Origin of the sequence: Olsenella phocaeensis, from assembly GCF_048189965.1 — a bacterium.
GTDB lineage: Bacteria > Actinomycetota > Coriobacteriia > Coriobacteriales > Atopobiaceae > Olsenella_I > Olsenella_I phocaeensis.
The window spans coordinates 129,590-150,209 of the sequence record NZ_DBEZHV010000013.1 but is presented as its reverse complement, the minus strand read 5'-3'; the positions used below and the strand labels follow the sequence as shown (position 1 = coordinate 150,209).

The window sequence follows — 20,620 nt, the reverse complement described above, 5'->3', positions numbered from 1 at the left end:
TTCTCTGAAATCGCAGTCGCAAAAGCCCTGTTGGTGGAGGGGCGAGTTCAGGAGAATGCATAGAGAACGAGGTGGGGCCCGGCGGTCGGCATAGAGAACGAGGGGGGCCGGCGATCAGCATAGAGAACGCTAGGGGAGGGGCGCGGGCGAGAGAAGCGCGCCATCCGGCCAGGAGAGCACCCGCTCGAGCATGCCCCGCACGTCCAGGACGCCCAGGGCGAAGCCCTTGCGCACGAGTCCGTCGGGGACGAACTCGTCATATTTGTCGAAGCGGGGCACCTCTCCCGGGTACACCAGCTCCATGGGGTCCACGCCCCGCGCCGCCTCGCGCTTGAGCACCTGGTAGAACCGCCTCGCGTCGGCCCTCATGGTGAACTGCATGAAGTAGGGCCGCGAGGAGTCGAGGCCCTTGATCCCCAGCTCGTCAGCACAGCGCAGCCTGATGAAACGCTCGAGCGCCAGGAAGGCGTAGGACCCCAGCCAGGGGAAGAGGCACCAGGCGGTGCCTCCCACGTTGACCAGCGGCTCCGTGTCCACATGTGCGTTGGCCGCGACGTGACGGGCCTGGAGCAGACGCGCGTGGGCGTTGCGCCTGAGGTAGGGGTACTCGTCCTCCTCGCCCAGGGCCTGTCGTATGCGCTCGAGCACGTGGGTGTGCACGTCTCCCGCGCACATCCCGAAGTAGGCAGGCACCTTTCCCTTCACGCGGCTGCACTCGATGAGGTGGCGCTTGTAGTCGATCTCCTCGATGACCCAGACGGCTCCGGCGATGGCGATGCGCTCGCCCACGGGCGGCGGCGCCACGATGGTCCCCAGCTCCTGGGACTCGCTGCGGACGGTGAACTCCTCGTTCTCCGCAAAGGTGGCGTAGAACTTGAAGTTGTTGGTCACGCGTTCGCCCGTGATTCCCACGATGAGCCCGCCCGACTCCGTCTCCTGCAGGTGGTCGATAGCGAGGAGGTGCCTGAGGAGGACGCGGTAGTCGTCGAGGCTCACGCGCCAGAAGGGCGCGAGCGTGAGCACGCGCCGCGCGAGGTCGGCGGCCGTCAGCTCGCCGGAGGAGGCGAGCGTGGCCATGGTCTGGTGGTAGAGGAGGCTGTAGGGCAGGCCGTCCAGCTTGGGTGGCTCGACCCAGCGCTCCTCGAGGTAGAGCTGCACCAGGGCTATGCCCTGCAGGAGCTTCCAGGGGATGGTCTCGGGCAGGAGGGCGCGCGCCTCGGGCTCGTCCTCGCGCATGACGAACCACATCTCGCTGGGCTGTCCGCGCCGTCCCGTGCGGCCCATGCGCTGGAGGAAGGAGCTCACCGTGAACGGCGCGTCGATCTGAAAGGCGCGCTCCAGCCGGCCGATGTCGATGCCCAGCTCGAGGGTCGAGGTAGTGACGGTGGTGAGGCTCAGGTCGTCGTCGCGCATGAGGTCCTCGGCCGAGAGCCTGAGGCTGGACGAGAGGTTGCCATGGTGGATGAGGAAGCGGTCTCCCTCCCCGTTGGCCTCGCAGTACTGGCGCAGGCTGGTGGTGACCTCCTCGCACTCCTCGCGGGAGTTGGCGAAGACCAGGCACTTGCGGTTGCGGGTGTGCTCGAAGACGTAGGCGAGGCCGGGGTCGGCGAAGACGGGGGCGACGTCGGAGGAGGGCTCCCAGTCGGGCTGCTCGGGGACGGGGGGCAGGCCGTCCGCATCTGCGGCGAATGGCGCCGTGTCGTTGGCGGACGTGGTGTCGCGGCCCTGAGGCGCCCTCGCGCCCACGTCCTCGGCCCGGCCCGAGGGGGTGGAGACCCTCTCGCCTTGGGCAAGGGAGAGGGGCACCTCGTAGCTGGGCTCGGGCTCCTTTGCAACCGACGTCCCGCCGTGCCCCAGGCCGTCAGTGCCGCGGTCAGGCGCCTGGGGGCCGCTCACGTAGAAGTGCTCCATGCTGAGGCGCCAGCTCTCGCGCGGGGCGTCCATGCGTGGGATGAGGCAGCCGCGCCCGGTGCCCGAGCTGAGGTAGGAGCCCGTGGCCTCGGGCTCGCCGATGGTGGCCGAGAGCCCGATGCGGCGGGGGTTCACGCCCGCGATGCGCGAGAGGCGCTCGATGCAGCAGAGGGTCTGGTTGCCGCGGTCGCCGCGCAGGAGCGAGTGGACCTCGTCGATGACCACGTAGCGCAGGTCGCAGAAGGTGCGTGCGATGGCGGCATGGCGGTGTAGGAGCATAGCCTCGAGGGACTCGGGCGTGATCTGGAGGATGCCGGAGGGATGCTTGAGCATCTTGGCCTTGTGGGACTGCGACACGTCGCCGTGCCAGTGCCAGACGGGGATCCGCGCCTCGACGCAGAGGTCCTCGAGGCGGATGAACTGGTCGTTTATCAGGGCCTTGAGGGGTCCTATGTAGATGGCGCCCACCGACGCGGGCGGGTCCTCCCAGAGCTCGGTGAGGATGGGGAAGAAGGCCGCTTCCGTCTTGCCCGAGGCCGTCGAGGCGGTGAGGAGGACGTTCTGGTCGCTGTCGAAGATCGCCTCCGCGGCAGCGACCTGCACGGCCCTCAGGCTCTGCCAGTCGTGCTGGTAGATGAAGTCCTGTATGAAGGGAGCATAGCGGTCGAAGACGTCCAAGGCCTCTCCCGTCCTAGATCTTGAACTCTGCGAACTCGTCCTGCTGTCGTGGTGCCGCCTGTTCGGGCGACACGCGCTCACGTCCCGCCGCCGCGGAGGAGACCGGCGCCACTGCCTCCGTCGGCATGACCGCTCGAGGCGTCGGCGCCGGTTGCGGGGTTGCGACGGGGGCTTGGAACTGCTCGCTCCCCAGCAGGTCCGTCACCTTGATCTGCGGGTTCTGGAACAGGATGTCGAGCAGCTCGACGAAGTCACGAATGACCTCGCGCGGCGTGAGGTGGGTGCTCGCCCCCACGCGGCCGAACTCCGCCTGGAGGAAGGCGATGAGCTCCTCCTGCGAGATCCTGCGCTCGTAGCCGAAGAGCCCCGCATGGATGTCCGCGAGCTTCTCCACCAGCACGAGGAGCTCCTCGTGCGTGAGGGGCTGGAGCTCTATGACGGGCGCCAGCATGTCCGCGAAGCCCCCCTGGGCGAAGCGTCCCTGCGTGAGCCGGGAGTGCAGCGCCTCGTAGGAGTAGAGCCCGCGGCGGCGGTCCTCGATGGTCTGCGGGGTGCCGCTCATGATGATGCCCAGATGGCTGGCCTTGCCCTGCAGGGTGTCGTTGTACATGGTCAGGATCTTCTCGTAGTTGTACTGGCGGCTGATGGCGTTGGGAATCTTGTAGAGGTTGACCAGCTCGTCCACCAACACCACGAGCCCCTGGTAGCCGGCCCCCTTGAGGAAGGCTGCGAAGAGCTTGAGGTAGTCGTACCAGTCGTCGTCGCCTATGGCCACCGAGACGCCCAGCTCCTGGCGCGCCTCGGTCTTGTTGCGGTACTCCCCGCGGAACCACCTGGTCACGTTGGCCTTGGTTGCGTCGTCCCCCTCCCTGTGCGCGCGCCAGTACATCGTGAGGAGGCGGGCGAAGTCATAGCCGTGCACGAGCTCCTGGAGCGACTGCACGAGGGCGAGTATCCGCGCCTCCACGGCAGGCGAGAAGCCCGCGTCGTCGGGGTCGATGCCCTCCTCGGCGCGTACCTGCATCTCGACGTTCGTGACCCAGCGGTCGAGTATCAGGTTGAGGGCCCCTCCTTCGGGACGCGTCTTGGTGCTGAGGTTGCGGATGAGCTCCCGGTAGGTGGCGAGGCCCTGGCCGTTTCCACCCTGGAAGCGCCGCTCGGGGGACAGGTCCGCGTCGCAGACGACGAAGCCCCGGCCCATGGCGTGGTTGCGGATGGTCTGGAGGAGGAAGCTCTTGCCGCTGCCGTAGCGCCCCACCAGGAAGCGGAAGCTGGCGCCCCCGTCTGCCACGAGCTCTAGGTCGTGGAGGAGGGCCTGGATCTCTCGTTCGCGGCCCACTGTCACGTAGGGCAGGCCCACGCGCGGGACGACGCCGCCCTTGAGCGAGTTGACGATCACGGCCGCGATGCGGCGGGGGACGCGTGGCTTGGCGCTGGGCTCGGTCATGGCTCGAGGATTCCTCTCAGGTCTTCGATGTAGTCCTCCACGAGGTGGGGACCCTGGTCGTCGAACTCGATCGCGCTGTCTTGTAGGAGGTCGAAGAGCTTCTCGTTGGCGGAGTCCGCGAGCATCTCGACGCTGCGCGAACCGGGGGTAGTGGCGGCGGTGCCGCTCGCGAGCAGATGGCGGAGAAGGGCGAGCTCCTCCGGGTCGAGGCCGAGGGGGGAGGATACGGCGCCTTCCGGCTCGCCGGCGCCCTTGGCGTATGGCGACTCCGCCTCGTCGTGCGAGCTGGGCTGCGGCACAGCGGGCGGAACGGCAGACGCGTCGGCAGGGCAGGGCACGCAACTATCGTCTGGCTGGGCTGGCACGGCAGATGCGGCAACCGGCGGCTCGGCGGTGGGCGGGGAGTCCTCGGGGAGGTAGCCCTCGCGCTCCTCGTCCACCAGCAGCGCCTCCCGGGTGAGGGCGGCGGCGGAGCGGATCGACCCCAGCTTGGAGAGGTCGAAGCTGATCCGCCGTCTCTCTTCCTCGCGTACGCGCGCGAGCTCGAGCGTGCTCTCCTTCTGGATCATGCCGGTGACGTAGGCGGGCAGGTGCTGTTCCTTGAGGGGCCGGTCGAAGTCCCAGTCGTCGCGCATCTGGCGGTCGATGCCGCGGACGATCCTTCCCAGCTCGCGGCTCCTGCCGCTGGTCGAGAAGTCCTTGCGCAGCTTCCAGCAGCCAAAGCGGTGCGTGATCGTCTCTGCGGCGGTGAGGCGCACGCGCAGGCCCTCCGGTTTGGGGGCGTCCTCGAGGGGGACGCCGGCGAAGGGGTAGTAGGCGTGCTCCTGGACGGGTCCCACCAGGCTGTCGACGAAGTCGGTCTTGCGCCGCTTGGCGCAGTGGTGGACCAGGCGGGAGAAGACCCCGGCAGCCACCTGTGCCACCTCTCCGGGGTGCTCCCTGAGGAAGGGCGAGCGCTCAGGTGGGTAGGACGAGACCCTTCCCAGGGCCTCCCAGAGCTCGGCGTCCGTGGGCGTCGGACCCTCCTGGTCCTTGGACGTGAGGCCTCGGAGGCCCTCCTGGCAGAGCCGCGCCCGCTCGGCGAGGCGAAGGGTCATGACCGCCCGTGCGAAGGCGCGCTCCTCCTCGCTGGTGGCGAGCTCGGGGTCGAGCTGGTGGCAGACCACGTAGTCGTGCAGCAGCCGCTCGAGGTCGAGCACGACCCCTCCCGCGGCACCCGGCTGCTTCGCGGCCTGGTCCCGGCAGGCGTCGACGAGGCGGCGGAGCTCGAGCGCCACGGGGGTACCGGGCTCGACGCCCACGCCGTTGACGAGCTCGAAGGAGAGGAGCCGCACGAAGGTGGAGGGGGCGTCCGACGCCTCGCCCCGCCGCCAGAGCGTGCGCCAGCTGAAGTACCCCCGCAGCTCCCGGTCGCTCAGCTCCTGGTAGGTGGGCAGGTAGCGGAAGGGGAGGGCGCCCTGGTAGGGGTGGTCGTCCTCGAAGTCCGCCGCGAGGCGGGCCTGTGCGGCGAAGAGCCTTCCCCCGCGCAGGAGGTTGCCCTGGACGTCGCAGTCGCCCTCGAGGTCGCGGAGTCGCGCGAGCGTCGGCGGCAGGGCGGGATGGGGCAGGGGGCGGGGGGTGTCGCGCGGGAGGGGCTGCTGGTCGAAGCGGGCCTGCGACTGGTAGGCCCTGCGCGCCCGCTCGGCTCGGTTCGAGGCGATGGAGCGCTCCTGCCGGGGACGTCCCGCCGGCGCGGGACGTGCGCTTGCGGGACGCTCGGACGACGCGGACCGCTCTGCCGAGCCGGCCCGCCCTGCTGGCGTGGGCCGCCCCGCTCCGGCGGGGTGCTCCTCCCGCTCGCGGCGCCAGTCGGAGCCCCTTCGGAGGATGGGCTGGTCGGAGTACGAACGCTCGCTGAGGCTCGCTCCCCCGCGGCGGCGTTCGACTTCGAGGACGCGCTGAACGATGTCCTGGACGAGCGTGTCCAGGTCGGCTCGGGGCCTGCCTTCCGTCTCGTTGCTCCGGTCGTCCATGCGCACCTCCCTCGTTCGTCGCGGCCTGTCTCGATTCTACCCACGGCGCGGGACGAAGGGAACACATGTACGAAGAATGCCAGGGCGCCCGGGTGGTGTGGGCCCTCGGTCCCTCTGCATCCAATCCGATTTCGCTGCCAGGGAGCTTGTGTAAGCGTCGGACGATTTTGTTCTCTACTGCCCCGTATATGCGCCAATCCACCCCGAGGCCGCCAGTAAAGAACGCCTGCCGGGTATGCGGCACGGAATCTGTTCTTTACTGGGATGCACTCGGCCGGCTCCCATCCGATGGCGTCAGTAAAGAACGCCCGTCGGGCGCACGACACGAAATCCGTTCCTTACTGGGCCGCTCTCGGCCGGTTCCCATCCGAGGTCGCCAGTAAAGAACATCTGCCTAGCGTTGGCGACGGGCCCTCCTTGCGCAGAGGTCCTGCCTGTTCGGTAGCTCGTCCGGCGGTCGTCCGATAGGTCGCTCGAGCGCACTTTTTGCGCAACAAAGGAGGCGGGACACGGGAGGTTACCCCCTCGTGCCCCGCCCCAATGTCCTCCAGCTCAGACAAGCCCTACTTGAAGTACTCCACGCCACCCTCAAAGAGCGGCTGGTAGTGGTTGCCGGGGACGTTTGCGAAGTTGCCCTGCGTGTAGCGCTCGCTGTGGCCCATCTTGCCGAAGACGCGGCCGTCCGGGCTGGTGATGCCCTCGATGGCCAGCACCGAGCCGTTGGGGTTCACGTCGAGTCCCATGCCCGGCACGCCCGCCTCGTCCACGTACTGCGTGGCGACCTGCCCTGCGGTCACCATCTGAGAGAGCAGCTCGTCGGAGGCCACGAAGCGCCCCTCCCCGTGGCTGATCGCGATGGTGTGCACGTCCCCCACCTCGCACCGGGACAGCCAGGGCGAGAGGTTCGAGGCGACGCGCGTGCGCACGAGCCTGCTCTGGTGGCGCCCGATGCTGTTGAAGGTGAGGGTGGGGCAGCCCTCGTCCATGGGACGGATGTCTCCGTAGGGCACGAGGCCCAGCTTGACCAGGGCCTGGAAGCCGTTGCATATGCCCAGCATCAGGCCGTCGCGCGCCTGCAGCAGGTCGCGCACGGCCTCGGTGACCGCGGGGGCGCGGAAGAAGGCGGTGATGAACTTCGCCGAGCCGTCGGGCTCGTCTCCGCCGCTGAACCCGCCGGGGATCATGACGATCTGGCTCTGCCCAATCTGCCTCACGAGCTCCTCGGTGCTCTGGGCGACGTCCTCGGGCGAGAGGTTGCGGATCACCAGGGTGCTGACCTCGGCCCCGGCGCGCTCGAAGGCCTGCGCGGAGTCGTACTCACAGTTGTTGCCCGGGAAGACGGGAATCACCACGCGGGGCCTGGCCAGCCTGACGGCGGGCGCCGGACGCTTGATGCCGGCCGTCGCAACGTCGAAGCTCGGCGCCTCGACGGCCTCGCCCGCGGCGCGGTAGGGGAAGACGGGCTCGAGCCTTGCCTCCCACTCCTCCTGGAGCGGAGCGAGCTCGACCCGCTGCCCTTCGACGCACAGGACGTAGTCCTCGCAGCTGCGGCCGATCTGGCGCAGCTCGAAGTCGCCGGTGTCCGCAGGCACGAAGGTGGAGTCTCCCAGCTCGAGCACGAAGCTGCCGTAGGCGGGACGGAAGAGCTTGTCCGCGGCGAAGCCATCATCCAGCAGGACGCCCAGCTGGTTGCCCACGGCCATCTTGAACAGGGTCTCGGCCAGGCAGCCATAGCCGGGGGTCGAGGCGGCGAGCACCTCTCCCCAGCCGATGCGTTCCTGGACGAAGTCGAGCACGGACAGGAGCGACTCGGGCTCGGGCGTGACGCCGTCGGCCTGGTAGCGGGGGCTGACCAGAAGCAGCTTGGAGCCGGCGCGCTTGAGCTCGGGGCTGGTCACGCGGTCGACCTTGCCCACCGCCGTCGCGAACGAGACCAGGGTCGGCGGGACGTCCAGGTCCTCGAAGGAGCCGGACATCGAGTCCTTGCCCCCGATGGCGCCCACGCCGAGGTCCGCCTGGGCCATGAGCGCGCCGAGCAGCGCCGCCACGGGCTTGCCCCAGCGCTCGGGCATGTCGCGCAGGCGCTCGAAGTACTCCTGGAAGGTGAGGTAGGCGTCCTGCCTCCTGAGGCCGGCGGCCACGAGGCGGCAGAGGGACTCCACGACGGAGAGGTACGCTCCCGTGAACTGGTTGGCGCTCATGAGGTAGGGGTTGAAGCCCCAGGCCATGCCGCTCACGCTGGTGGTCCGCCCGTCGACGGGGAGCTTGGCGACCATGGCCATGCTGGGCGTGAGCTGGGTGCGGCCACCGAAGGGCATGAGCACCGTCGCCGCGCCGATGGTCGAGTCGAAGCGCTCGGAAAGCCCCTTGTTCGAAGCCACGTTGAGGTCGCGCAGGACGGAGCGCAGGCGTTCCTCAGTGGTGGCGCCCTCCCAGGAGGGCTGCCAGCTGCCCTGGCGCTCGACGTGCACGACCTGGTGCTTGGCCGCGCCGTTGGAGTCCAGGAAGTCGCGGCTGACGTCCACGATGGTCTGGCCCTGCCAGCCCATGCGGAGCCTGCGCTCCTCGGTTACCTCGGCGACCACGGTCGCCTCGAGGTTCTCCTCCGCGGCATAGCCCATGAACTCGTCGACGTCGCCGGGGGCCAGCGCCACGGCCATGCGCTCCTGCGACTCGCTGATGGCGAGCTCGGTGCCGTCCAGGCCCTCGTACTTCTTGGGGACCGCGTCGAGGTCGATCAGGAGGCCGTCCGCGAGCTCGCCGATGGCGACGGAGACCCCGCCCGCGCCGAAGTCGTTGCAGCGCTTGATCAGGCGGCAGGCGTCCTCGCGGCGGAAGAGGCGCTGGAGCTTGCGCTCGATGGGGGCGTTGCCCTTCTGGACCTCGGCCCCGTCCTTTGCCAGCGACTCGACGTTGTGTGCCTTGGAGGAGCCCGTCGCGCCGCCTATGCCGTCCCGGCCGGTGCGGCCGCCCAGAAGGACGATCTTGTCCCCGGGCGCCGGGGTCTCGCGCCGGACGTGGCTCGCGGGCGTGGCGCCCACGACGGCGCCGATCTCCATGCGCTTGGCCACGTAGCCGGGGTGGTAGAGCTCGCTCACCTGGCCCGTGGCGAGGCCGATCTGGTTGCCGTAGGAGGAGTAGCCTGCGGCGGCGGTGGTCACGAGCTTGCGCTGGGGGAGCTTCCCCTCGAGCGTCTGGCTCACGGGGACCAGCGGGTCGGCCGCGCCGGTCACGCGCATGGCCTGGTAGACGTAGCTGCGACCGCTCAGCGGGTCGCGGATGGCCCCGCCGATGCAGGTGGCCGCGCCGCCGAAGGGCTCGATCTCGGTCGGGTGGTTGTGGGTCTCGTTCTTGAAGAGGAAGAGCCAGTCCTCGTCGTGGCCGTCCACGTCGACCTTCACCTTTACGGTGCAGGCGTTTATCTCCTCGGACTCGTCGAGGTTCCTCAGGATGCCGCGGGACCTGAGCCACTTGGCGCCGATGGTGCCCATGTCCATGAGGCAGAGCGGCTTTTGGTCGCGACCCAGCTCGTGGCGCATCTGCAGGTAGCGGTCGAAGGCGGCGCGGACCACCTCGTCGTCGATCCGGACGTCCTCAAGCTCGGTTCCAAAGGTGGTGTGGCGGCAGTGGTCCGACCAGTAGGTGTCGATCATCCGTATCTCGGTGATCGTGGGGTCGCGCTTCTCGCCGGCGAAGTACTCCTGGCAGAAGCCGAGGTCGGCGAGGTCCATGGCCAGGCCGAGGTCGTCGATCATGGCCTGGAGGCCGTCGGGTCCCAGCTCGCGGAAGCCGTCGAGGGTCTGGACCATGGGCGGCTTGGGATAGCTGCCCCTGAGGGTCTTGCGGGCCTCGAGCGACGCCTCGCGGGCCTCGACGGGGTTGATCACATAGTCCTTGACGGCGGCGACCTCGGCGTCAGAGAGCCCGCCTTCGAGGTAGTAGAGCTTGGCGGAGGCGACGAGGGGCCTCTCTCCCTGGCTGATGAGCTGCACGCACTGTGCCGCGGAGTCCGCGCGCTGGTCGAACTGGCCGGGCAGGAACTCGACGGCGAAGACGACCGTGCTCCTGCTCGCGGCGGGACGGCGGGTGCTGGCGAGGTCGGACTGCGGCTCGCTGAACACGGTGGGGATGCAGCGCTGGAAGAGCTCGCGCGAGATTCCCTCCACGTCGTAGCGGTTCACGATCCTGAGGCGCCTGAGCCCCCTTACCCCCAGGATCTCCTTGAGCTCCCGCTCGAGCTGGCGTGCCTCGACGTCGAATCCGGGCTTCTTCTCCACATAAACGCGAGAGACCATGGGTCCTACCTTCCGTCAATTCTTCGTTGGAGCGGTGAGGTGCGAACGAACCCATGATACGCGCTGGGAGAAGGCTGCAAGGTGGTGCCGAGGCCCTTGTCATGAGGGTGAAAGAATGATGGCGGGGGAGAGGGGCGCGCCGCGTTGGTGACCTGTCTTGCGCCCTGCCGCTACGGCCCCTGCCGCCAGGAGCCCTGCGTCTTCCCGCCGGGACGCCTTGCCGCTAGGAGCCCGATGTGGGTGGTTCTCCCGCCACCGCAGGGGGAGAAGTGGGTGGTTCAAGGCGTTTTTCTCCGAGAAAACCACCCACATCTGGCTTCCGGTGGCAAGGGCATGACTCTGGCTCCCAGCGGCAAGGAGTGGCCCCGGCTTCCGGCGGCGGGGACGCGATTGAGGCAGGGTTGCAGCCGGGGCGCGTTGTCCCGGCGGCCTCGGCGCCGCGAGCTACAGCGACGTGAGTCCCAGCGCCACCAGCGCCGCGACGTATGCCGTCGTGGCGCCCACGGCGAGCCAGTCCGCGCCACGCATGTGCAGCGGGTGCCAGTGGCTGCGCTCGGCCCCGCCCTCGTAGCAGCGGGCGTCGAGCGCGCGCGAGAGGCCCTCCGCGTGGTGGATTGAGCTCGCGAGCAGCGCCACGAGGATCGCCCCCACGGCACGTATCCGCCGGACCGGGCTGCCGGCGAGGAGCCGTCCCCCGCGCGACGCCTGCGCGTCCAGGATGGACTGGGTCTCGTCGGCGAGGGTGGGGATGAAGCGCAGCATGAGCGAGAAGACCATGGCCAGCTCGTGGCCGGGCAGCCCCAGGCGCGCGAGCGGCGCGAGCCCCGCGTCGAAGGCGTCCGTGAGCTGGGTGGGCGTGGTGGTGAGCAGCATGAGGGCGGCCGCCACCACGGCGATGACCAGGCGCAGGCTGTAGACGAAGGCAGCGCGCAGGCCGCCGGTGGTGATCGCCAGAACGCCAAGCCGCCACACGACCTCCCCGCTCCGGTTGACCAGGAGGTTCACCAGGCCCAGCACGAGGAGCATCGCCACCAGGGGACGGATCGACTCCAGGACCTTGTGCGCGGGCACCTGCGCCAGGGCCAGGAGGGCGAGCGCGAACGCGAAGCCGAAGGCGAGCTGGAGCGGCGTCGAGATGGCGAAGACCGAGACCATGACGGCCAGCGCGGCGGTCACCTTGGCACGCGGGTCCAGGCGATGGATGGGGGAGTCTCCGGGGTAGTACTGGCCCATGCGTATCCTGAGCGCCATCAGGCCTCGCCTCCCCCGGTCGGCAGGAGCGCGGCCAGCCGGTCGGCGAGCTCGTCCAGGACGAGGGGCTCGCCCAGGTCCGCGACGCCCCGCGACTCGAGCGTGCGCGCCCACTCGAGCGCGCGGGGCAGGCCCAGGCCCGTCTCGCGCAGCCGCCCCTCGTTGGCGCCGCGGAACACCTCGCGCGGCGTTCCGCTCGCCAGCACGTGGGAGCGGTCGAGCACCACGACCCGCTCGCAGCGGGCGGCGTCCTCCATGGAGTGGGTGACCTGCACAACGGTCACGCCTCGCGCGTGGACCTCGTCGAGGAGCCGCCTCAGCTTCCTGCGGCCCCTCGGGTCGAGGCCCGCGGTGGGCTCGTCCAGGACCAGGACCTCCGGCTGCATGGCGAGCACGCCCGCGATGGCGCACATGCGCTGCTGCCCGCCCGAGAGCTCGAAGGGCGAGGCCTCGGCCTTGTGTGAGAGCCCCACGATCTCGAGTGCAAGCGCGACCCTCTCGTCGAGGGCCCTGCCGCGAAGCCCGAGGTTGCGGGGGCCGAAGGCCACGTCCTCGGCGACGGTCTGGGCGAAGAGCTGCCGCTCGGGATGTTGCATCACGTAGCCGATGCCCCCCTGCAGCCGCAGGCGGTCGCGGCGCGTGGCGATGGCCCTCCCGCCGACGCGCACCTCTCCCGCGTCGGGTGCCTCCAGGCCGCAGACGATGCGCAGGAGGGTGGACTTCCCCGAGCCGGTCTGGCCCACGATGGCGCAGGTGCTGCCACGCGCGACGCGCAGCGACACCCCGTCGAGCGCCGGCCGCGCGTCGCTGCGGGCGTCCTCGTCGCGATACGAGTAGCGGACGTGCAAGAGCTCGATGGCGGCCGGCTCCCCGGCGTCCGCCACCTGGGCGGGTACGGGCGAGACCTGCCGCGGATTCTCTCGCCCGCCGTCCTGCGGCGTGCGGTCGCCGCGCCCGCAGAGCCTGAGTACGTCCCCCGCCAGCTGCTCTCCGTCGCAGGTCCAGGGCAGGGCGAGCCCGCGTTCGCGCAGCGCCTCCGCCAGGTGCGCCGCGAAGGGCTCCTCGAGCCCCAGCTCGGCAAGCTCTCCCGCGTGCGAGAAGACCTCGGTCGCCGTGCCCTCGAGCGCGACCCTCCCGTGGGACATCACGACGACGCGGTCGGCCTCCAGGGCCTCCTCCATGAAGTGGGTCACGTGGACGACGGTCGTCCCGGCTGTGGCGAGGCGTGCCATGACGCGCATGATCGAGCGGCGTCCGCGCACGTCGAGGAGGGCGCCGGGCTCGTCCAGGACGAGGGCCTCGGGCTCCATGGCCAGCGCCCCGGCGATGGCGACGCGCTGCTTCTGCCCTCCCGAGAGCCGGGTCGGGTCGGCCTGCGCGTAGTCGTCCAGGGCCACGCGGTGGAGCTCCCGGGCTACGCGTTCGCCAATCTGCTCCGAGGGGACGCCCAGGTTCTCGGGGCCGAAGGCGACGTCCTCCGCGACCACGGAGGTCACAATCTGGTCGTCCGGGTTCTGGAAGACCAGGCCCAGGCTGCGCCGGGCCAGGCGGTAGGCGGCGAAGTCGACCTTTCCGCCCACAAGCACGCGCCGCCCCACCAGCTCGACGTCGCCCGCGTCGGGTGCGAGCAGGCCGCAGAGCACGCTCGCGAGCGTCGACTTGCCGGAGCCGTTGGCGCCCAGGACGCAGAGACGCTCGCCTCGCGCGACCTCCAGGGACACGTCATCAAGCGCTCGCACGCCGCCCTCGTAGTCGAGGGTGACGTGCGAGAGCCTCAGCACGGGGTCGCCCGCGGCGCCTCTGGCGGCAGCAGGTTCCAAGTCGCGGCCTAGTTGCCCAGGGCCTTGGTGACGGGCTTGTAGACCAGCGCGCACACCACGCAGTTGAGGGCGATCTTGATCAGGTTGAAGGGAAGGAGCGCGGGGACGATCAGCGCGACGACGGCGTCGACGGGCATGCCCGCGTAGAAGGGGGTGATGACGACGTTACCCAGGATGCAGGCGACCAGGCAGACCACGGCACCCACGACCATGCCCAGGATGGCGCCGCGCAGGCTGGTGTCGCGACGGTACACGAGGGCTGCGGGGACCGCGAGCGAGAAGGTCGCCAGTACGGCCATGATCACACCGTAGATGCCGCTGGCCGTCGCCAGGTGCACCAGGTAGGGGATGACGGAGACCGCGGCGGCGGTGGCGGGGCCGAAGGCGAAGCCCGCGATGAGGGCCACGATGCCGGAGGGGTCGTACTTGAGCCAGGACACGCCCGGGAGGATGGGGAACTCCAGGAAGAGGGTGGCGATGGCGGCGACGGCGCAGAAGAGCGCCGTGACGGCGATGCGCTTGGTCGACCAGCCGCGCTGCTCGGTGGTGGAGTGGGTGTCGTGACGCATGGTGGAGTCCTGTGCCATGGTGGCCTCGTTTCTCTCATCCGGACTTTGACCGTTGGTCCTGGAATCACACCAGGTCAGCCGCTCTTTTCTGTGCGGCGCGCGGACTCGGGCGAACTTCGCGCCCATCACCGCCAGTGGGGAATCTCACCCCGCCCCGAAACTGTCTGCGTGACTATAGCACTTCTCGTGCCGAGAAAGACCGCGCACGGGATTTCCGCAAGAGGTGCCTTTCGCTGCATATGGTCAGCCAGCGTCGTCGTGCACAATGCGTCCCCCCACAACTCGGAGCTTCCGTGCGCAGTTTTTGGCGGGGTGTCCAGGTACGGTCGCCTCAAACGGCCCCCGCCACCGCCAAGCAACCTATAATCTGCTGCGACGGCGGCGCCACGAGGGCGCCGTGCCAGACGAGCCGCGCCGGGGAGCGCGACGGGGAGAGTGATTCGGGATGTCAGAGAGCGGCGACCACTTGCAGGGACTCGCCTGGAGGCTGCGCTCCATCGTGGGCGAGGAGAACGTCCTGGAAGACGAGCCCATGAGCCGGCACACCAGCTTCCAGATCGGCGGGCCTGCCGACCTCTACGCCATTCCCGAGGACGTCGAGGAGCTGCGTGACGTGCTCGCCGCCTGCCGCGAGGCGGGGGTGCCCCACTTCGTCCTCGGTCGCGGGAGCGACCTGCTCGTCTCTGACGAGGGCTACCGCGGCGTCATCATCGCCATGGCAGAGGACCTGGTAAACGTGTCGGTCGACGGCACCCAGATGACCTGCCAGGCTGGCGTGACCCTCAAGGAGGCCGCCGAGATGGCCTGCGAGCTGGGGCTCGCCGGCCTCGAGTTCGCCTGCGGCATCCCCGGCTCCATCGGCGGCGCCTGCTTCATGAACGCCGGCGCCTACGGCGGCAGCATGTCCGACGTCCTCGCGAGCGTGCGCGTGGTCATGCCCGACGGCAGCCTGGCCACCATCCCCGCAGGCGAGCTCGCCCTGGGCTACCGCAGCAGTCGCATCCGCACGGACGGCCTTGTGGTGGTCTCGGCCACCTTCGACCTCGAGCCCAAGGACCCCGCGCAGATCCGCGCCACGATGGACGACCTCACCCGCCGCCGCGAGGAGAAGCAGCCCCTGGAACTTCCCAGTGCCGGCTCGACCTTCAAGCGCCCCGAGGGCCACTTCGCGGGCAAGCTGATCATGGACGCTGGCTTGCAGGGCTGGCGCTCGGGCGGCGCGGAGGTCTCGACCAAGCACGCCGGCTTCGTGGTCAACGTGGGCGACGCCACGGCAGCGGACGTCCATGCCGTGATCGAGCACGTGCAGGACGAGGTCATGCGCCAGTTTGGCGTGAGGCTCGAGCCCGAGGTGCTCTTCCTGGGCTAGGGGTGCCGACGCCTCGGCAGACAAGGGTGCGCCGGGCGAGAGGACCGCGGGCGCCTGGCCCGCGAGTCCCTGCCATGCCGCGGGAAGGTCAGAGGCTGAGGCTCAGCTCGTCCAGCGCCCGGATGAGGCCCTCGAGTGCGTCGAGGTCAGCTGGTGAGGTTGACATGACGGCCAGCACGTAGCCGCTCCCGTTCTTGTGGAGCACGATGCCGGCGTCGTTGGCCGCCGGGGTCACGAGATCGCTCTCGCGCGTGGGGAACCAGCCCGCCTTCGACCAGCTGCGCGCGTCGCTGCCCAGCGCATCCCTGATGGGGCTCGTCTCGCGTTCCTCGAAGAGGCCCGCAAGGAGCTCGGAGGCCTTCGTCCTGTGGCCCAGGTAGGCATGGATGCCCTCCCACTCGTCTGCCAGCTGCGAGGGGGTGCTTCGGGGGTACTTCGTTTCCGCGTACGCGCCGAGGTCGTCGTAGACGCCGGTGTCGACGCCGGCCTCTTCGAGCCATCCTGCGAAGCCTTCCTCGCCGTACTGGTCGACCAGGCTCGCGTAGGCGTCGTTGTCCGAATAGAGGACGATGCTCCTCACGCGGGAGGCGACGTCGCCCAGGGGGAGGTCGCCCCCGTCCACGCGCCGCTCGAGGAGCGAGGCCACGTAGGGCCCCTTGATGCTGCTCGCGGTGTAGAAGTCCCTGTTCGCCTGGTAGGCCACGAACTCGTTGCCGTCGAGGTCGCGCAGGCAGAAGCCCACGTCCACCCCCTGCGCGGCGAGGCGGACGATCTCCTCCTGGACGGCGCTCATGCAGGCTATGGTCTGCGGTCGGGGATGCCCCAGAGCCGTGAGGGACGCGTCGGGGAGCTCGAGCGAGAGGAGCTCGTCCGAGGGCAGCGACTCGTCGGGGTCTGCGGCCGCAGCCTCCGCCCCGTCGTGCGTCCCGACCACGAGCTCGCCCAGACCCAGGGGCCAGGCGAGGCTCAGGGCGGCGATGGAGAGGGTCACCAGCGACACCTCGAGGAAGTTGTAGGGGAGCAGGGGCTCGCGGCCCTTGGGTCCCCTCGGCCTCGGCCTGGGCTCCATCCCAGCCCCGGGCTAGTTCTTGAGCGAGTTGAGCGGGGCGGGGAAGCGGCCGCCGCGATGCGCCAGCACGTCTCCCGCGAAGCGGTTCACGGGCATGACCGGGGCGGAGCCGAAGAGGCCGCCGAACTCGAGGACGTCGCCCTCTCGCTTGCCTATGGCGGGGATCAGCCTCACGGCCGTGGTCTTGGCGTTGATCACGCCGATGGCCATCTCGTCGGCGATGATGCCGGCGATGGTCTCGACCGAGGTGTCGCCGGGGATGGCGATCATGTCGAGCCCCACGGAGCAGACGCAGGTCATGGCCTCGAGCTTCTCGAGGCTGAGGGCCCCGTCCTGGGCGGCTCGGATCATGCCCGCGTCCTCCGAGACGGGGATGAACGCGCCGGACAGGCCGCCCACGATGGAGCTGGCCATGACGCCGCCCTTCTTGACGGCGTCGTTGAGCAGGGCGAGGGCGCAGGTGGTGCCGGGCCCCCCGCACTCGCCTACGCCTATGATCTCGAGGATCTGGGCCACGGAGTCGCCCGCCGACGGGGTGGGTGCCAGGCTCAGGTCCACGATGCCCCTCTCGGCGCCCAGGCGCCGCGCCGCCTCGCGGCACATGAGCTCCCCGGCGCGGGTGATCTTGAAGGCGGTCTGCTTGATGCGCTCGGCCACCTCGGTGAGGTCCGCGTCCGGTGGCAGCTCCCCGAGGGCTGCGGCCATCACTCCCGGGCCCGAGACGCCCACGTTGATGACCGCGTCGGCCTCGCCGCCGCCATGGACGGCGCCCGCCATGAAGGGGGAGTCCTCTACCATATTGGAGAAGACCACGAGCTTCGCGGCGCCGTAGCAGTCGATGTCCTGGGTGAGTTCGGCGCACTCCACCATCTTCTGGGCCAAGAGCAGCACGGCGTCCATGTTGATGCCGGCGCGCAGGCTGGCCGCGTTGACGCTGGAGCAGACGCGCTCGGTGGAGGCGAGCGCCGTCGGGATGGAGTCGATGAGGCGGCGGTCGGTGGCTCCCATGCCCTTCTGGACGAGCGCCGAGAAGCCGCCCATGAAGTCGATGCCCAGGGTCTCGGCCGCGCGGTTCATCGCCCGCGCGATGGGCGAGAGGTCCCGGTCGGGGCAGGCGGCAGCGATCTGCGCCACGGGGGTGACCGAGACGCGCCTGTTGGCGATGGGGATGCCGTACTCGCGCTCGAGCTCGCTGGCGACGGGCACCAGGCGCTCGGCCGTCGTCGTGATGCGGTCGTATATCTTGGTGCACATGCGCGCCATGTCCTCGTCGGCGCAGCCGAAGAGCGAGACGCCCATGGTGATGGTCCTGAGGTCGAGGTTCTGGCGAGAGACCATGTCGAGGGTCTCGCGGACCTCTTCGGGGGTGATTGCCATGGGGCTCCTTCTCTCTTCCGCGCTCTATTGCACTGGCTATTGTTGCGTATTGGCGGGCCGCGTGTGGGGCAGAGGGGCCCGACTCCTCCCGGGCTCCTCCTGCCAGACCAACTCTCTGGCACCCATCCAAATTGTTAGGTGAACAAAGCCATAAATGTTCAGTTTCGAATTACTAAAATAGTCCTCACACACTGCCATTTAACTGATGTTTCTCCGTTCACAACTGTTTTGTAACCGTTCGCGGGCAAATGAGTTTCGCGAACGTGCCAGAGAGGCTACAACGTTGTTAGGCAAAGGGTCGATGAACGAAACACGTCACATTGACCCGCATGTTCTGCGGAACTTTCTTACATGGGGGGCGTTCTTCGAGGTCCGGACCGTCGTTTTTCTCTCTTGTGGGCAGTAAACAGAGACCTAAACAACAGGGGCCAGGGGACGACAGGCGAGAGGGTCCGCAGACGGGTGCCACGGCACCCACGAAGGCGACTGTTTGGTCGGGAAGGTTCTTGAAGGGAGTACTTGGAATGGGCAATCTCTCTAGGCGCGATTTCCTCAAGCTTTCGGGCGTCACCGGCGCGGGCCTGGGCGCGGCATCCGTGCTCGCGGCCTGCAGCGGCGGGTCCGGCAGCTCCGACTCCGGCAGCTCCGACGCGTCGGGCAAGGACGTCAAGATCGGCGTCTCCATCTGGAGCTCCACCGACGCACTTGGTTCCCTCTCGGTCGACATCGTGAAGAAGGCCGCGAGCATCCTGGGCGTCGAGACCACCGTCGTCGACCAGGGCCACGTCTCCGAGCAGGTCACCGCCTCCGCCGAGACCCTCGCCGCGGCCGGCTGCAACGGCATGATCATCTGCAACTCCGCGGACTCCGAGATGACCTCCGTCATCAACACCTGCAACGAGAACGAGATGTACGTCACGCAGTTCTACCGCATCATCTCCGAGACCGCCTCGCCCGACGTCTACGCCGCGGCCAAGAGCTCCAAGTACTACGTCGGAGCCGTCCACGAGGACGAGGTCCTCAACGGCAAGACCCTGATGGGCCTCCTGCTCGAGAAGGGTGGCCCCAACAAGACCGGCGCCCGCCACATCTGCCTCGAGGGATGGACCGTCGGCGACGCCACCTTCCAGCTGCGCTGGCAGGGCTACAAGGAGGGCCTCGAGGAGTGGAACGCCGCTCACCCCAGCGACCAGGCGACCATGACCGAGCCCGTCTACGCCAACACCTCCTCGGCCGAGGGCGCCAAGGTCACCGAGCAGTTCGTCAACACCAACCCGGACATCGACGCCCTGATCGTCGCCGGCGGCGGCGGCGACCCGCTGGTGGGCTCCATCGGCCAGCTCGCCAACATGGGCCTCACGGGCAAGATCTCGGTCGTCTCCACCGACTTCCTGTCCGACCTCGCCGACCAGCTCACCTCCGGCGGCATCTTCGCCGAGTCCGGCGGCCACTTCTGCGACCCCCTGTACGCCTTCATGCTCACCTACCAGGCCTGCACCGGCAAGCTCGAGGTCAAGGAGGGCGAGTTCGGCGCCGAGATCAAGTTCCCCTACGTCTACGTCTCGAGCTCCGATGAGTACGCCGACTACGAGAAGTACTTCGTGAACGACGCCCCCTACACCGACGACGAGATCAAGGCACTCGCGGAGAAGAGCTTCGACGACCTCAACAAGGCCGCCACGTCGCTCAGCATCGAGGACGTCAAGACCCGTCACGCCTAGGCCCGCAACGCCCGGGCAGCGCCTGACGTCGGCCAGGCCGGCACCATAGCGGCATCCGAATCGGAGGGAGCCCGAGAGTCCTCGGATTCCCTCCAATTCACTGCGAAACGCCTGTCAGCAACATGAGGAAGGGGCGATTGATGCAATCGTTTCTGAAGAAGGCCCGGCAGAGCCAGTGGTACGGGGTGGGGCTGCTCCTGCTCATCGCCGCGGCGATCTGGGCCGTGTTCAAGGTCTCGTCTCCCGACACCTTCGGCTCGCCCGACAAGCTCACCTCGTACCTGCAGACCGCCCTCATCTACGCGGTGGGCGGCTGTGGCATGTACTTCATCTGCGTCATGGGACTCTTCGACTTCTCCATCGGCTCCATCCTGATCGTCTCAGAGCTCGCGGCCATCGCCCTGACGCCCCAGCTCGGCTGGGTCTCGGTCATCGTCGTGCCCATCCTGGTCGGCCTCGCCCTGGGCTTCTGCAACGGCATTGCCTACATCAAGATGCACATCCCGTCGATCATCGTGACCACGGGCCTCTCGCTCATCTACGAGAGCTTCTCCGTCTGGATTGCCAACGTGAACGGCACGCGCCTGAGCGACTCCTACAAGCTCTTCGGCTCCTACCCCTGGAACCTCGTGGTGGCGCTGCTCGCCTTCCTGCTCTGCTGGTTCATCCTCAAGTACACCAAGGTGGGCACCTACACCAACGCCATCGGAGCCAACGAGCTCGTAGCAAAGAACATGGGCGTCGACGTCGACCGCTACAAGGCCATCGCCTTCATGCTCTGCGGCACCTTCATGGGCATCATGTCCATCCTCTACCTGGGCTACGGCACCGCGCAGACGCCCCAGACCGGCATGCTCTCGCAGGCGCTCAACTTCCAGCCGCTCATGGGCACCTTCTTCGGCCTGGCCTTCAAGAAGTACGGCCACCCCGTGGTGTCCATCCTCATCGGCGAGTACATCGTGGCCATGATCTTCGCGGGCTTCGTCGCCCTGGGCATGCCCACAACCGTCAACAACATCGTCACCGGCGCGACGCTGCTCGCCATCGTCACGCTCACCACCAAGCGTCGCAACGGCGCCGTCGTCAAGTAGGAAGGGAGGA

12 protein-coding genes and 1 riboswitch are annotated in these 20,620 nt (G+C 68.8%); of the genes, 3 read left to right on the top strand and 9 right to left on the bottom strand.

Going from position 1 to position 20,620, the window contains the following annotated elements; translation table 11 throughout:
- Window positions 1-129 precede the first annotated feature (129 nt).
- The 7 genes from ACMPH2_RS07150 to ACMPH2_RS07120 form a co-directional block, all read right to left on the bottom strand.
- On the bottom strand, window positions 130-2,589 hold the full coding sequence (locus ACMPH2_RS07150) for a DEAD/DEAH box helicase (protein ID WP_417119054.1): 2,460 nt from the start codon (window positions 2,587-2,589) through the stop codon (window positions 130-132).
- A gap of 13 nt (window positions 2,590-2,602) precedes the next feature.
- Complete coding sequence (locus ACMPH2_RS07145; protein WP_417119053.1) at window positions 2,603-4,036, bottom strand: ATP-binding protein; 1,434 nt, start codon at window positions 4,034-4,036, stop codon at window positions 2,603-2,605.
- Entirely contained in the window at window positions 4,033-6,048 is a 2,016-nt protein-coding gene (locus tag ACMPH2_RS07140) for a TerB N-terminal domain-containing protein (RefSeq protein ID WP_417119052.1), read from the bottom strand. Before ACMPH2_RS07140 ends, ACMPH2_RS07145 begins: the two co-directional genes overlap by 4 nt.
- Before the next feature lie 563 nt (window positions 6,049-6,611).
- Window positions 6,612-10,343, bottom strand: coding sequence for a phosphoribosylformylglycinamidine synthase (locus ACMPH2_RS07135; RefSeq protein ID WP_417119051.1), 3,732 nt, complete (start codon window positions 10,341-10,343; stop codon window positions 6,612-6,614).
- Between the two features lie 444 nt (window positions 10,344-10,787).
- Window positions 10,788-11,594 (bottom strand): energy-coupling factor transporter transmembrane component T family protein, encoded by an 807-nt coding sequence (locus ACMPH2_RS07130; RefSeq protein WP_417119050.1) that lies wholly within the window; start codon window positions 11,592-11,594, stop codon window positions 10,788-10,790.
- Window positions 11,594-13,375 (bottom strand): ABC transporter ATP-binding protein, encoded by a 1,782-nt coding sequence (locus ACMPH2_RS07125; RefSeq protein ID WP_417119049.1) that lies wholly within the window; start codon window positions 13,373-13,375, stop codon window positions 11,594-11,596. The genes ACMPH2_RS07130 and ACMPH2_RS07125 overlap by 1 nt, the downstream gene beginning before the upstream one ends.
- A 47-nt stretch (window positions 13,376-13,422) precedes the next feature.
- The gene (locus ACMPH2_RS07120) at window positions 13,423-14,001 is read right to left on the bottom strand and encodes an ECF transporter S component (protein WP_417119048.1); all 579 of its coding nucleotides are present in this window, start codon (window positions 13,999-14,001) and stop codon (window positions 13,423-13,425) included.
- Between the two features lie 4 nt (window positions 14,002-14,005).
- Window positions 14,006-14,149, bottom strand: a riboswitch (FMN riboswitch).
- A gap of 279 nt (window positions 14,150-14,428) precedes the next feature.
- Between ACMPH2_RS07120 and murB the strand changes: the two genes are divergently transcribed.
- Complete coding sequence (gene murB, locus ACMPH2_RS07115; protein ID WP_417119047.1) at window positions 14,429-15,352, top strand: UDP-N-acetylmuramate dehydrogenase; 924 nt, start codon at window positions 14,429-14,431, stop codon at window positions 15,350-15,352.
- A gap of 88 nt (window positions 15,353-15,440) precedes the next feature.
- On the opposite strand, the gene ACMPH2_RS07110 is transcribed toward murB, so the two are convergent.
- The gene (locus ACMPH2_RS07110) at window positions 15,441-16,421 is read right to left on the bottom strand and encodes a serine hydrolase (RefSeq protein WP_417119046.1); all 981 of its coding nucleotides are present in this window, start codon (window positions 16,419-16,421) and stop codon (window positions 15,441-15,443) included.
- Between the two features lie 12 nt (window positions 16,422-16,433).
- A complete protein-coding gene (locus ACMPH2_RS07105; RefSeq protein ID WP_072500213.1) occupies window positions 16,434-17,798 on the bottom strand; it encodes a PFL family protein in 1,365 nt (454 codons plus the stop codon).
- Between the two features lie 524 nt (window positions 17,799-18,322).
- Here ACMPH2_RS07105 and ACMPH2_RS07100 point away from each other — a divergent pair.
- Window positions 18,323-19,519, top strand: a complete 1,197-nt coding sequence (locus ACMPH2_RS07100; protein ID WP_083558326.1) for a sugar ABC transporter substrate-binding protein — start codon at window positions 18,323-18,325, stop codon at window positions 19,517-19,519.
- Between the two features lie 140 nt (window positions 19,520-19,659).
- Window positions 19,660-20,610: an ABC transporter permease gene (locus ACMPH2_RS07095; RefSeq protein WP_072500212.1), complete on the top strand. Its 951-nt coding sequence runs from the start codon at window positions 19,660-19,662 to the stop codon at window positions 20,608-20,610.
- The last annotated feature ends 10 nt before the right edge of the window (window positions 20,611-20,620 follow it).

What these genes read in the sequence shown, in the direction of transcription:
- ACMPH2_RS07110 (WP_417119046.1), bottom strand. Translation starts at nt 16,421, where the DNA reads ATGGAGCCCAGGCCGAGGCCGAGGGGACCCAAGGGCCGCGAGCCCCTG.
- ACMPH2_RS07105 (WP_072500213.1), bottom strand. Translation starts at nt 17,798, where the DNA reads ATGGCAATCACCCCCGAAGAGGTCCGCGAGACCCTCGACATGGTCTCT.
- ACMPH2_RS07100 (WP_083558326.1), top strand. Translation starts at nt 18,323, where the DNA reads ATGGGCAATCTCTCTAGGCGCGATTTCCTCAAGCTTTCGGGCGTCACC.
- ACMPH2_RS07095 (WP_072500212.1), top strand. Translation starts at nt 19,660, where the DNA reads ATGCAATCGTTTCTGAAGAAGGCCCGGCAGAGCCAGTGGTACGGGGTG.
- ACMPH2_RS07135 (WP_417119051.1), bottom strand. Translation starts at nt 10,343, where the DNA reads ATGGTCTCTCGCGTTTATGTGGAGAAGAAGCCCGGATTCGACGTCGAG.
- ACMPH2_RS07130 (WP_417119050.1), bottom strand. Translation starts at nt 11,594, where the DNA reads ATGGCGCTCAGGATACGCATGGGCCAGTACTACCCCGGAGACTCCCCC.
- ACMPH2_RS07120 (WP_417119048.1), bottom strand. Translation starts at nt 14,001, where the DNA reads ATGGCACAGGACTCCACCATGCGTCACGACACCCACTCCACCACCGAG.
- ACMPH2_RS07145 (WP_417119053.1), bottom strand. Translation starts at nt 4,036, where the DNA reads ATGACCGAGCCCAGCGCCAAGCCACGCGTCCCCCGCCGCATCGCGGCC.
- murB (WP_417119047.1), top strand. Translation starts at nt 14,429, where the DNA reads ATGTCAGAGAGCGGCGACCACTTGCAGGGACTCGCCTGGAGGCTGCGC.
- ACMPH2_RS07140 (WP_417119052.1), bottom strand. Translation starts at nt 6,048, where the DNA reads ATGGACGACCGGAGCAACGAGACGGAAGGCAGGCCCCGAGCCGACCTG.